At 33.2% G+C, this 15,086-nt stretch carries 7 protein-coding genes; 6 read left to right on the forward strand and 1 reads right to left on the reverse strand.

Translation table 11 applies throughout. From position 1 onward, the window contains the following. Positions 1 to 24: 24 nt before the first annotated feature. Complete coding sequence (gene yihA, locus AC27L2_RS11420; protein WP_487211883.1) at positions 25 to 612, reverse strand: ribosome biogenesis GTP-binding protein YihA/YsxC; 588 nt, start codon at positions 610 to 612, stop codon at positions 25 to 27. A 340-nt stretch (positions 613 to 952) separates the two neighbouring features. Between yihA and AC27L2_RS11425 the strand changes: the two genes are divergently transcribed. From AC27L2_RS11425 to AC27L2_RS11450, 6 genes are all read left to right on the forward strand, one after another. Next, the gene (locus tag AC27L2_RS11425) at positions 953 to 3,262 is read left to right on the forward strand and encodes a glycoside hydrolase family 3 N-terminal domain-containing protein (protein ID WP_487211884.1); all 2,310 of its coding nucleotides are present in this window, start codon (positions 953 to 955) and stop codon (positions 3,260 to 3,262) included. Positions 3,263 to 3,663: 401 nt separating this feature from the next. Further along, the gene (locus tag AC27L2_RS11430; RefSeq protein WP_487211885.1) at positions 3,664 to 6,738 is read left to right on the forward strand and encodes a TonB-dependent receptor; all 3,075 of its coding nucleotides are present in this window, start codon (positions 3,664 to 3,666) and stop codon (positions 6,736 to 6,738) included. Positions 6,739 to 6,780: 42 nt separating this feature from the next. Further along, positions 6,781 to 8,589, forward strand: coding sequence for a T9SS type A sorting domain-containing protein (locus AC27L2_RS11435; protein ID WP_487211886.1), 1,809 nt, complete (start codon positions 6,781 to 6,783; stop codon positions 8,587 to 8,589). Positions 8,590 to 8,659: 70 nt separating this feature from the next. Then, positions 8,660 to 12,511 (forward strand): T9SS type A sorting domain-containing protein, encoded by a 3,852-nt coding sequence (locus AC27L2_RS11440; RefSeq protein ID WP_487211887.1) that lies wholly within the window; start codon positions 8,660 to 8,662, stop codon positions 12,509 to 12,511. A 149-nt stretch (positions 12,512 to 12,660) separates the two neighbouring features. Beyond that, on the forward strand, positions 12,661 to 13,479 hold the full coding sequence (locus tag AC27L2_RS11445) for a polysaccharide deacetylase family protein (RefSeq protein WP_487211888.1): 819 nt from the start codon (positions 12,661 to 12,663) through the stop codon (positions 13,477 to 13,479). Between the two features lie 54 nt (positions 13,480 to 13,533). Next, positions 13,534 to 15,086: endo-1,4-beta-xylanase (locus AC27L2_RS11450; RefSeq protein WP_487211889.1), on the forward strand; the 1,553-nt coding region annotated here is incomplete at its 3' end.

The following is a 15,086-nucleotide window of genomic DNA, read 5'->3' on the forward strand; positions in this document are numbered from 1 at the left end:
TAATAATAAAGTTTTGTGAATTTTTCATGAAAGCATCAATTTTGAAAGCAGTTTTATGATTTCTTTCTTGCCTGTATTCTTTAATGATGAGTATAAAAATGCATTTGTGCCTAAAATTAATTCAGGAAAGAATTGGTTAATATTTTTTTTCAGAAGAGAAATTTCTGACTGTTTTAGCTTATCAATTTTATTGAATATAACATAGTAAGGAATATTTCTGCTTCTCAAATATTCATTTAACATAAAGTCAAGAGGCATAGGCTCGTATCGGCTGTCAATAAAATGAAAAGCAAGCATTATGTTTTTATTCATCTCGATGTATGATTCAATTATTCTCTGCCATTCTATTCTTTCATGTCGAGAAACTTTTGCATATCCAAAACCCGGTAAATCAACAATGTAAAATTTATCTTCAACAAGATAATAATTTAATGATCTTGTCTTCCCAGGTGTAGAACTTGTTTTTGCAACTTTTAAAGGGGAAAAAATTGAGTTAATAAATGAAGATTTGCCAACATTCGACCTCCCGCATAAAATTACTGTGGGAAGTTCTCTTTTTGGTAAATCATCAAGTTTATATACGGATTTTATGAATTCAATTTTTCTCAACATAATTTGGGAAATTCAATTTAATGTGAATGAAAAAATAATAAAGTCATCGTAAAATTTTGCCCTGTTATGAAAAGAATTTCAGTGCAATTGAGCCTTTTAATGAATTCAAAATTTAATTTCTGCTCTGGATTTCTAAAATTCAGCATAAAATATTATTGACACAAAAAATTATTTCTTGTATTATTGAAACGGTAAAATTAATTTTGAACTGTTAATAGAATTATTCATAATTTATAGAATAATTACTTGCAGATTTGTTTGACAAGCCTTTTTTAACATTTAGTTGTTTTGTTGCTTATCAATTCTTGAAAATAATATATGTAAATAAAGGGGTATTATAATGGAACAAATTCCGAAAAATGAACAAACAGAATCAGAAGTATTGGTTGATTATAAGAACCCAAAGCTTTCGCCAGAAAAAAGAACTGCCGATTTAATTAAAAGAATGACCCTGGAAGAAAAAATTGCTCAGATGTTATGCATTTGGGAAGATAAAAAAACGATTTTTTATGATGAGAATGGAAATTTTAGTATAGAAAAAATAAGAAAACATCTTAGCAATGGAATTGGACAAATAGCAAGATTGAGTGATACCAATGGTGGTTTAACTCCAACTGAAATGGTGGAAATGGCAAATACGCTTCAAAAATTTTTTGTAGAAGAAACTCGATTAGGTATTCCTGTTATTTTTCATGAAGAATGTCTTCATGGACTTGCTGCAAAAGAAGCTACAAGTTATCCTGTGCCAATTGGTTTAGCTTCGACTTTCAATACAAAATTGGTAGAAAAAATATTTTCAGCAATTGCTGAAGATGCAAGAACAAGAGGTGTTCATCAAGCATTAACGCCAGTTTTAGATGTTGCAAGAGACCCAAGATGGGGACGTGTTGAAGAAACTTTTGGTGAAGACCCATATCTAGTTGCACAAATGGGGATTGCTGCTGTTAAAGGTTTACAAGGTGATGGAAAATTTAATGAACAAAATAAAGTTATTGCAACGTTAAAACATTTTGCTGCACACGGTCAACCTGAATCAGGCATTAATTGTGCACCAGCAAATTTTTCTGAAAGACTTTTGCGTGATGTATTTTTATATCCATTCAAAGAAGTAATTAAAAAAGCTAATGCAGTTAGTGTAATGGCTTCATATAATGAAATTGATGGGGTTCCTTCTCATGCAAATAAATGGTTATTAAGAAAAGTTTTGAGAGATGAATGGAATTTTAAAGGCTATGTTGTTTCAGATTACTATGCTATAAAAGAATTAAATGTTAGAGAAGAAGCATTAAGTCATTCAGTAGCAAAAGATAAAGCAGAAGCGGCCAAATTAGCAGTTGAAGCAGGAGTTAACATTGAATTCCCAAATCCAGATTGTTATTTGAATCTTATTGATTTAGTTCAAAATGGAATTATTCAGGAATCTGATATTGATGAATTAATTGAACCAATGCTAAGATATAAATTCCAGCTTGGTTTATTTGATAATCCATATATACAGACAGGCAGTAATCAATTCGAAGAAAAATTAATCAAAGATAGAGAATTAGCTTTACAGGCTGCAAGAGAAACAATTGTTTTACTAAAAAATGAAAATAATATTCTTCCATTAAAAAATGTTAAAAGCATTGCTGTTATTGGACCAAATGCAGATAGAGTTTTACTCGGTGGATATCATGGAACTCCAAGATTTTATACATCTGTTTATCAAGGAATAAAAGAAAAAGCAAATAATAAAATTGAAGTTTTATATAGCGAAGGCTGTAAAATTACAATAGGCGGTTCTTGGAATGAAGATGAAGTGGTATTGCCTACCCCTGAAGATGATGAATTGCTAATTAAAGAAGCAGTAGAAGTAGCAAAGAAATCAGAGGTAATTGTTCTTGCTATTGGAGGAAATGAACAAACATCACGCGAAGCATGGAGCAAAACACACCTTGGTGATAGACCCAATATTGACCTTGTTGGAAGACAAAATAAATTAGTAGAAGAAATGTTGAAATTGGGGAAACCTGTAATTGTACTTTTATTTAATGGAAGACCAAATTCAATTAATTTTATTAAAGAAAATGCTCATGCAATTCTTGAATGCTGGTATCTGGGACAGGAAACAGGCAAGGCAGTTGCAGATGTTTTATTCGGCGATTATAATCCAAGCGGTAAACTCCCAATTTCAATTCCAAGGTCTGCAGGACATATTCCATGTTACTATAATTATAAGCCATCAGCCAGAAGGGGATATTTATTTGACGATGTAACTCCTTTATTCCCGTTTGGCTTTGGATTAAGCTATACTAAATTCAAATTTATTAATCAAAGACTTGCTAAGGAAAAAATTAAACTTGGTGAAACTACTCAATTATCTGTTGTTGTTCAGAATGTTGGAGATGTGACTGGTGAAGAAGTTGTTCAACTTTATATAAGAGATTTATTTAGTTCTGTAACAAGACCTGTAAAAGAATTAAAAGGATTCAAAAAAATTAAGCTGCAGCCAGGTGAATCAAGAACTGTAATATTTGACATAACACCAGAAATGCTATCATTTACAAATATTGATATGCAATACACAGTTGAACCAGGTGATTTTGAAATAATGGTTGGTAATTCATCAAGAGATGAAGACTTGCTAAGGACAATTTTAACTGTGGAATAAAGAAAAAAAATAATATAAATTATTAATAGTCCTTGATACCTTCCCAATTATGGGTAAGGATAAAAATAAGGACCTTAGCATGAAAAAATTTATAACATATAATAAGCACTTATTTGGCTGCAAGAATAAGTGTATAGCTTTTAATCAAGTTGTTAGATTAAAACTCCTTAGCGACTTCTTATTACTTAGCAACTTATTAAAAGTTATTTCAAATCGCTACATATTATTGCAAAAGGATGTTCTGTGTAAGTATTTAACTTTCCAATATTTTTCTAAAAGTCTTTATTATTTCAACACATCCCCAAATTATTTCCTTTTACTACTACAACTTTATTTGCTGCAAACTGATTCTGAGTTAAATCAATATCAAATAAAAAAACATAATTTAAGAAGGAGGCTATATGCTTCGTAAGTATACTTTTTTAAAAATATGCATGATGATATTATTAATATTTGGTCAATCGATAATTGCACAAAACCGTGGTTCAATTAGAGGATTTGTTTATGATAAGGATACAAAAGAACCACTGCCAGGAGCTAATGTCTTAATCAAAGGAACATCACTTGGTGCAGCATGTAATTTAGATGGAGAATACATCATTCGAAATATTCCTGTTGGAAAACACACTATTACTGTTTCATATATAGGTTATGAATCTCAAACTATAGATGTAGAAATACAGGCAAATAAAACACTGTTACAAAATTTTTATTTGAAACTCACGACAATTGAAGGGCAGGATATTATAATCACAGCACAGGCGCAGGGACAATTAGCAGCAATTAATCAACAGTTAACTTCTGATAAAATTGCAAATGTTGTTTCTGAAGCAAGAATACAAGAACTTCCAGATTTTAATGCTGCAGCTGCATTAAGCCGTTTGCCCGGAATTTCTACAACTAAAAGTTCAGGCGAAGACAATAAAATTGTTATTCGTGGTTTATCACCAAAGTATAATTCAGTTGAAGTAGAAGGAGTTAAACTTTCAGCAACAGGAAGCTCATCAATTGGACTTACTTCTGACCCCTATGTTGCTACCGGTGGATTGAATAATGACAGAAGCGTAGACCTCAGCATGATTTCCCCTTACATGATTAGAATGATTGCAGTTTATAAATCTTTAACTCCAGATATGAATGCTAATTCAATTGGTGGAACTGTTAATATGGAATTAAGAGAAGCTCCATCAGGTTTTCACTGGAATTTATTATGGCAGCAGGGTTATACTGCAAAGAGCAAGTATTATGGAAATTACAGAGGTGTAGCATCTGCCAGTACAAGATTTTTGAATGATAAATTAGGGGTATATGCATTAATTAACCTTGAATCTTATGACAGAAATTCTGACAACATGGATGCTGGTTATAGCATTGCTGCCGAAGAGGCTCAAATTGACCCGTTGACAGGATATCGACCAGTTAAAGTATCTTCAGTCTCATTCAATAGGCATCTTGAAACAAGACAACGTTATGGTGGCAATTTAATTCTTGATTATGATATACCACATGGTTCAATTAAACTTGTTAATATGTTTGCCCAATTAAGGTCCGATTTTACTGAACACAGACAAACAATTAACTATGATAACGGCAGAATGGAATGGCAGTTAAGGTCAGGAGAAAATATTATCAATCAGCAGATGAACTCAATCAAATTAGATTATGATTTAGATTTTGTTACAATTGATTTATCTGCAAGCTATACATCTGCAGCAAATAACTTAGATAAATCCCCAGTTTTTTCATTCAATCAAACAGATGCTTTGCAAGCCGGGGTTAAAAGAGATAATAAAAAACCAGAAGACTTAACTTATCTTCTTACAAGTTATAAAGGTGCAAGCGAAGTTGTTTTAAGAAGTGGTAATCTTTTTAGCAATTACTATAAAGAGAAAAAATATTCTTACAAGGGAGATTTTGAATTCCCATTTAATTTCTACAATATTGTAACGGGCTCCTTTAAACTCGGTGGTTATATTTATAATCAAACAAACAGCACCGACCAAGAATCTCCATACTTAGGATTTAACGGTAATGCTAATTCAACTGATAATGATATTCAAACAAATTTAATGAGAACTATTAAAAATCAATTTGGAATTTCTACAAATACAAGAGGTGAATTAGTTGGTAGTTCATTTATTAGTTCAGATACCAAACTCTTTGATCCATTCTTGGATAATAAATACGGTTCAATTTATTATGCAGCAGATTTAGGAGTTCTAAAAAATATACTTGATTACATTATGGGCAAACCAGAATTTGATGCTTCAAATAAAGAATATAGTTCTGGTGATAAAGGCGGATGGTATAATGGACCTTATCAGAAATTGACAAATGATTATAATTATAAAGAAAAATATTATGCTTCTTATATCATGTCAAAAATTAATTTCCTTGACTTTATGATTATTGCAGGTGTTCGATATGAAAAACTAAAGACAGAATATTTTGCTTACAATGCAAGAGATATGAGAAATGCTCAAGCACAAATTATGTATGATACTACTGCTTATGGCGGCAATGAATATTTCCTTCCAATGGGACAGATGAAATATTCTCCATTAAAATGGCTCGATGTTCGTTATGCTTATACTCAATCACTTTCAAGACCTGATTACCATTTGATAAGCCCTAAGTTCACGATTACACAGAATAATCAAATTTATACCGGAAATCCCGAGTTAAAACCAGCAAGAGCTTATAATCATGACCTTAACTTTACATTTCATAGCAATGAAATTGGACTTTTAACTATTGGTGGTTTTTATAAAACAATTACAGATTTTGTTTATAATGCTACTTACCAGTTAGACGCTGCAGAAGGTGCAGGCATTGATTCATTAAGAAGATATCAAATTATTCGAAATGGTTCTCTTGTTGTTACTCCTGTAATAAATCCTACTACCAAGAAGTCTAACGCAACTGTATATCGTCCATTAAACAATCCTTATAAAGCCATTGTAAAGGGGATTGAACTTGACTTCCAGCATACATTCTGGTATTTGCCATATCCATTTAGTGGTCTTGTATTTGGAATTAATTATTCAAGAATTTATTCTCAAACAAGATATCCATTCTATGATGTAAAAGTAAAAATTGTTGGACGCGACAGAATCCCAGTTTTAATTGACAGCTCAGCTGTAGGCAGATTAATTGACCAACCCAATCATGTTCTTAATTCATTTATTGGATTTGATTATAAAGGATTCGCTATTAGATTGTCATTTGTATATAATGATGAAATTGCTACGGTTAATGGCGGCAGATACCCAGAAAATGATTCTTATGCAAAAGATTATTTTAGAGTTGACCTTTCAGTACGACAAAAGCTTCCATTCTACAATACAGAGCTGTATATGGACTTTAGCAATTTGAATAATGCTAACACTCAATCAGTTCAAAAATCGACAGGAGGATTTAGAAATATTCAAAATTATGGCTTAGTTGCAAATCTTGGAATTAGATTAAGATATTAAATAAATCATAAATTAAATCATCCATTAAAAAAGGAGTGAAGTATGAAAAAATTAATAATGATTTTGTTAGTAGTATTTTTGAGCAATTTACTATTAGCTCAAAAGGATACTGTAGTAGTTCCTGGATTTTATGAAACAGGTAAATATGGAACTCTCAACGATGCAATTCAGGAAGCGATAGCAAAGGGCAAGATTAATAATACAGTATTCAAATTAAAACCTTACGAAGTATATGTATTGAGCCGAAGTATTTACCTTGACCATGGACAGAATCTTGAATTATATGCACCTAAACCAGGCAAAACACAAGAAACTGCACCACCCCAAATTGTTTGGACTGAAGAACAAATTGATAGACAGTATATAATTCAGAGTTATGGTGATATTAAAGCAAAAAATATATGGTTCCGCCATGCAGATTTTTTAGGCAATAAAGTAATGACCTCAATTACTTTTGAAAATCAGACTGATGACCAAGACCCTGAAAGAGGTGAATTTGATGGCTGTTTATTTGATTATGCAGGAATTGGAGCAGAAGCTGCAGGAGCAATTTGTGTAAAGGCTAATCACTTTGTTGGTAAATTTACAAATTGCTATTGGAGAAATAATTCCGATAACCATTTCAGATATTATGGAAGAGCAGTTTCTTTCCCATATCAAAGCTCAGGATGGCATTATGATACTTTATTCTTTGAGAATTGTACTTTCACAAACTTAAGCCGTCTTGTAATGCAAGAAGGTAATGAATATAGTGACAATGTTTACATTAATCACTGCACTGTATTAAATACCATTGAATGGGTATTCCAGTCAGCAGGATGGATTCGAAATGCAGTAATAACAAATTCACTATTTATAAATCCATATATGTATGGATATCGTGCTTATGATGTATGTCCAAATAATATGACATATAATGATTTCCTTGCAGGTAAATGTAATTCCCCAGGAGGTGGTTTGATTAACGGTATTACTCCTGTTGATTCATTTGGCTTCAAGGTTGATTTTACTGATTTCGACAGAAAAATATTTATAGGCAATATTAATTATGCATATCAAGATTGGATGCTCGATTGGTACAAAAGCAGTGACTGGAGCAAAGAAAGAATCCGTAACCGAGAACAGTTGTTATTATTTAATCCTGCCCCGATGCTTGGGAGAAATGAAATTAGATTTATTGATTCAGTTGATGCTAATGGAAATAAAGTTTTCAAAACAATTAACGTCGACTGGAACACTATTTATAGTAAAGACCCCAAATTTATTGTGCCAGCAACAAATTTAGATGCTGCAAAACAATTCATCATGTATAAATGGTGGAATAATGCAGATATAGATTGGTCTTATGAACCTGAAGCTGGATTTAAACAAATTTGGCCCTTGCCAGAAAATTTAGCATATACAGACCCAGAATTATTAACAGCTGCAATGGGAGGTTATCCACTTGGTGATTTGAATTGGTTCCCAGAAAAATATGAACAATGGAAAGCAAATCAGCGTGCTAAAGAATGGGAAACAATAAATAACTGGTTAAAGTATGGTTCTCCAAATCCAAGCAGTGTAAAAGAATTACCAGGCGTGTTACCAAATAATTATGTTCTCGAACAAAATTATCCAAATCCATTTAACCCTGTTACTAATATAAAATATTCAATTCCAAAAGCTGGTTATGTTACATTAAAAGTATATAATCTTTTAGGACAGGAAGTTGCTACAATTTTTGAAGGCAATCAAAATGCAGGAAATTATTTAGCTACATTCGATGCTTCTAATTTATCGAGCGGTGTTTACATGTATAGATTAGAAACTGAAAATGTATCTATTACAAAGAAACTTGTATTGATAAAATAATGATGATACAAGTAGTTGTTCTTCATTTAATAAAATAAAATTTCTCTAAAAAATCAGGAGGAGAAAAAATATGTTAAAAAAACTAAAACTATTAATCTTAGCAACTTTCTGGATTTCATCAGGACTACTTGCACAGGAAGTAGTTCTTTCTGATGAATTCGACAATGGAGATGGTAAGTGGAACACTGGCTGGATTGATAATGCTACTACCAGTGTTACTGTTGCAATTGACAATACAGGAAAACTTTCTGGAACCAATTCCTACAAACTTACCATTACAAAAGGCGGCGTTGAAATGTGGAGAGTTCAACGCGTTGCAGATTTACCTCTCGTTGCAGGTTATAAGTATACTTTATCATTTATGGCAGTTGCAAGCAAAAATGCAAAAATTAATGCACTTTTTGAAATTAAAGGCTCTCCATATACAAAATATCTCAATGACACTGCCGATGTAACAACTACTCCTCAGACATTTACTTATTCTATGACAGCTACAATTAATGTCCCAGATAATCAAGTAAAATTGCATTTTGGTAGTGCTTATAATGATAACACAACAATCTGGATTGATAAAATTATAGTTACAAGAATGCCAGATCCAACATACGTAACATTGTGGGGTTCAACCCCTTCAAGAGGTGACGGCTGGCCAATTCTCAATAGACAAGATACTCCTCCTGGAACTGCTGGTATGGGTGCTGATGGACCACCCCCAAAATGGGCTACAATTCGCGGTGGATTCGGAAAAACAATCGAAGCTACAACTGAAAAAGCAATTGTTGTAACTGGTCAATTTGAATATGTTGGAGATGGTCCAGGTGCAAGTTATGTACCTCTTCGTTATGCATTAACTTATTGGACTGATGAAGGTCAATTAATTAAACAATATACTGATTCAGCAAGATGGACTGGAACCGGTGTTCACTATGGTTATGAATTTACCCCTCGTTCAGCAGGAACTGATATAGCAAATGGTGCTGGTGGTGCAGGAACAATATGGACAATCAATGGTGGTGGAGGTTGGAATAGCACATGGAGTAACAATGGCGGACCTATTGCAATCATAACACAAAAACCAGCTTTAGCAGAAATTGCTGCAGGTAAGTATGATTTTGCAATCTCTGTTCAGCCATTGCCTAATGGCACAAATGAAATTCGTTGGTATATGTATCATGTAGATAAAAAATACTGGTTTGGTGGAACTGTTATCGACACTCAACAAGTTACAACTAAATTTAATGGGATTTGCTTTGGTGTAGGAGATGGTATAACAACAAAGATGAAAGCATTTATGCTTTATAATGTAAGAGTTGATCTTGGTAGTCCAATTGAAGTTCCAGAAGCTCCATGGCAGGCTTATTATGTAGAGGATTGGGGTAAACTTGTAAGATTTAGTCCAACCGCTGAATTTGTGCCTGGTGATGTTGTTGGTAATGCAGGTGTTAAAGGAAAAGATGGTGGTCAAATTCCAAGCAATCAAGGATGGACAGTAATTAGAGGTGCATTTAAAGAACCAGTAACTGCAACAGTTTCAAAAGCAATTATCGTTAAAGGGAAAATTAGATTTGAAGGTGCTGGTCCAAGTACATGGAGTGGTCTAAGAATGGGTTTATTCCAGCATGATAGTGCAGGTGTATTAAATGATGCAAATTCTCCTAATGCTGCATGGTCTGGAAAAGAAAATTATGCAAAAGGATACTTATTAATCCCGCATAGTGGGGCAAATGAATTACCAAGCTGGGCTGCAGGTGGTGCTGGTATGGTTGGAGTAGTAAGAAATGGTAATTGGATTAGTACTTTTGGCAACAACCTCTCATTAGGTGTGGTTTATCAAAAACCAACTGGTGCTATTTTTGGGGCTGGTACTTATAATTTTGCAATTTCTGTTCAACCAAAAGCCAATGGCACAAAGGAATTAAGATTCTATGTAATTAAAGAAGATAACAGCTATTGGTGGGGTGGAACTTTTATCGACACAACTTGGATACCAGCAACATTTAATGGTGTATGCTTTGGATTAAATGGTGGCAATGGCGCAGAAAATAATCCTTTGAAAGGAATGTATCTGGAAGACGTAATGGTTGATCTTGGTGCTCCTATTGAAGTTCCAGAAGCACCATGGCAAGCTTTTTATGTAGAAGATTGGGGTAAATTAGTAAGATTTAGTTCCTCAGCTGAATTTGTTCCAGGTGATGTTGTAGGTAATGCAGGAATAAAAGCAAAAGCAGGTAGTTCAGGCATCACTACAGGCGGTGTTTGGTCTACTATTCGTGGTGGATTTCCTGAACCAGTTACAGCTACCCTTAAAAAAGCAGTTATAGTAACAGGAAAAATTAGATTTGAAGGAGCAGACCCAAGTACTTGGAGCGCTTTGAGATATGGTATCTTTTACCATGATAGTGCTAAAACACTTTCAAATAAAGGAACACCAGATGCTGCATGGACTGGCAGAGAAAATTATGCAAGAGGATATTTGTTGACACCTCAAAGCAATGCTAATGAACTTCCAAGCTGGGCCGCAGGTGGTGCTGGCCATGTTGGTGTTGTTAGAAATGGTAACTGGATTAGTACCTTTGGAAATAATTTATCATTAGGACCTGTATATCAAAAACCATCAGGTGCAACATTCAGTAAAGGTACATATAATTTTGCAATTTCTGTTCAACCAAAAGCCGATGGCACAAAAGAATTAAGATTTTATATGATTAAAGAAGATAATAGCTACTGGTGGGGTGGAACATTAATAGATACAACAACAATAGCTCCAACATTTAATGGTGTTTGCTTCTCATTGAACTCAAGTAATCCAATAACAGGAATGTATCTTGAAGATGTTATGGTTGATATGGGAGATCCAATTGTAATTCCAGAGGCTCCATGGCAGGCGTATTATGTTGAAAGCTGGGGATTCATAGGTGCAAAAACGGGCGGCTGGAAATTAACCCCTGGCGATGTTATTGGTAACGCTACAATTTCTGGTAATAGAAAATCATTTGGATGGTCTGCAATTAGAGGCGGATTCTTTGATCCTATAGACTTAACAACCAAGAAAGCTTTGATTGTTACTGGTAAAATGGAATTAGTTGGTGGAGGCTTCGAAGGATGGTCTTCATTAAGAATTGGATTAACTTACAATCCAAATCCTGGTAGACTAAATCAAACAGAAAATGGCTATGAATGGAGCGGTTCAGAATCAGGTAATACTGGTTATCTTTTCATTCCGCACAGTGGTAATAATCAGTTAACTTACTGGGGCGATGGAAACAGCTCTGGTACAGTTGGAGTGGTTGTCAATAATACATGGCTCGAAACTCTTGGTGCAGATAATTATGTAATTTCTGATATTCGTCAAAAACCAAAGAATGCTGTTGCTACAGCAGGAATGTATGATTTCGCATTTTCAATTCAACCCAAAGAATCTGGTAAAACTGAAGTTCGTTTCTTGATTAGGAAAGAAGGTGGTTCATATAATTTTGGTGGAATTGTTTACGATAGTAAGAACAGCGTTAAGAAAATCAACAGCATTAATTTTGCACTCAGCAATCTTGCAAATGCAGTAAAACTTAATCTTTATGATGTTCAAGTTGATATGGGTTCACCGATTGTTGTACCAGATTCAATTGTATCTGTAAGAGAATTAGCTGCTGGAGAAATTCCAACAGATTATGTTCTCAATCAGAATTACCCCAATCCATTTAACCCAACAACAACAATTGAATTTGGTCTGCCAAAGAGTGAAAATGTAAAACTCACTGTTTATGATGTGCTGGGCAGAGTTGTTGCTGAATTAGTAAATGATAATCTTCAGGCTGGATATTATAAGGTTAACTTCGACGCTTCAAATCTTTCTTCAGGTGTTTACTTCTACTCACTGAAGGCTGGTGATTTCGTAAGCGTTAAGAAGTTAGTCCTAATGAAGTAAAATTATTGTGCTTAAGTAAAAACAGCCTGTCCATTACTTAATGGGCAGGCTGTTGTTTTATTGAAAATATCTTATTGAGGTGTTGCTGTTTCTTTAATCCCTAATAAAGCTTCTTATTTTTTCATCAAAATAAAATTAGAAGACTAATTATGAAGACAGAAAAATTTTTTAAAATATTTTTTCTTTACTTGATAATTTTTCCCTTCTTGAGTATTGATAATTTGAATGCTCAAGACAATGTATGGAATAACAAAAAGTGTGCAGTTGTTTTAACCTATGATGATGCATTAAATACTCATCTTGATAATGTTATCCCATTGCTTGACTCTCTGAATTTCAAAGGAACATTTTATGTTTTTGGTTTAGCTTCTGGATTTAGAGAACGCTTAAAAGATTGGGCAGTTGCAGCAAGTAAGGGCCACGAACTTGGCAATCATACTTTATTCCATCCATGTATTGGAAATATGAAAAGCCGTGAATGGGTTCAACCAGAATATGATTTGAATACATATTCTTTGAAAAGAATTGAAGATGAAATTCTGATGAACAATGTTTTACTTGAAGCTGTTGATGGGCAAAAAGTCAGAACTTTTGCATATCCGTGTGGTGATATGAAAGCTGGTGATTCTTCTTATGTTGATTTTATTAAAAACGAATTTATCGCTGCAAGAGGTGTCAACTTTTTATATCAAAAAATTGATGAGATTGATTTATTCAACATCGGTTGTTTTGTTGTAAATAATCAATCAGGTTCAGATTTAATTGACTTAGTTAAAAAAGCAATTGCTGAGAATGCATTAATTGTTTTTCTTTTCCATGGAGTTGGAGGAGAACATTCTATCAACATTTCTTCTGAAGCTCATAGACAATTACTAAAATTTTTAAAAGAAAATGAAAAAGGCATCTGGGTAGCTACATTAAAAAATGTTGCCGAGTTTATAAAACAACACCAAAGCAAAACTCATTAAGATATTCTCTCTTCAGTATTAATTAAAAAATTTTACATCTAAGGGAGTGATGAAATGAATTATTTCAAAAAAATTATCTCAACTATTTTTATCATCGTAATGATTTTTAGTAAAAAAGATTTTGCACAGTCAGATACAATTCAAACAAATGTTCCAGCATTGAAGGATGTATTTGCCAAAGATTTTTACATTGGTTGTTTGCTTTCTTACAGACATATAGGTTTACCTACTGACCCTGTAGTTCCCGGTCAATCAAGTGTAGTTTCTAAAAATGGGGGATATTTAATTAAATATCATATGAACAGTATGTCGCCCGGGAACAATATGAAACCTCAATATACTGTGGATATTGCTGCAAGTGCATCTGCTTACAATAATGCGTCTGACAAAGATTATGCAGATACTCATCCAGTTGTAAGATTTAATGCCGATTTAATTGCACAACTTAATTGGGCAAAAAGACAAGGCTTTACATTTCGAGGGCATACATTAGTTTGGCATAGTCAAACTCCAGTAGAGTTTTTTCGCTCAGGTTATACTGCAAATGGACCTCGCTTAAGTAAAGAAAAGATGACTCAACGAATGGAAAATTATATTAAAGAAGTTATAAGATTAATTCATGAAGGTTGGCCAGGGTTACTATCTGCAATTGATGTTGTCAACGAAGCTGTAAATGATAACGGCACTGATAGAACAACAGACAGCGAATGGTATTTAACATTTGGTGATAATAGTTACATAATGAAAGCATTTGAATTTACTCGCAAATACACAGTTGAATATGGAGAAACTCAAATTAAACTTTATTATAATGATTATAATACTCATCTCCCTTCAAAAGCAGATGGAATTGTAAGAATATGCAAACCAATATTTGAAGCTGGATATTTAGATGGAATTGGTATGCAGGAACACGATGCATTAACTTCTCCAACCGCATCTCAATGGATTGCATCTTATAATAAATTTTATCCGATTTGTAATGAAATGGCTGTTACAGAACTTGATGTAACTGCTGGAAGTGCAAATCCTTCTTCTTTTATATTGCAGCAGCAGGCAAACCAATATGCACAATTGTTTAAGTGTTTTGTTGAAAGAAGTTATTTTTCTGGGAGAGGTAAAATTATCAGTGTTTCGAAAGATGGATTGAATGACCAGTATACTTTCAAAACAAATCAATCTTCTTCGTTGTGGGATATCAATAATCAATGTAAGCCTGCATTTTATTCAGTTGTTTCTGTAGGAATTAATTACAATAAATTAGATTCTTTAATTACTTATTCTGATTCATTAAAAGAAAATGAATATACTCCAGATTCATGGCTTAATTTTAGTTCTGCGCTTAATTATGCTAAAAATGCAATGAAACAAAATTATTCTTATACTACTTCAGCAGCAGATACTCTTCAAAAAGCAAGAACTAATTTAGAGTATGCAATTCAAAATCTTGTAAAAATCTCTACTGATGTTAAGTTCGAAAAAAATCTTCAAAAAGATTTTTCATTAAATCAGAATTATCCCAATCCATTTAATCCAACAACAGTAATAAGCTATCAATTGCCAGAGAGAAATTTTGTAACAATAAAAGTATTTGATATGCTTGGAAA

It is taken from the genome of Rosettibacter sp. KY25 (assembly GCF_057554405.1).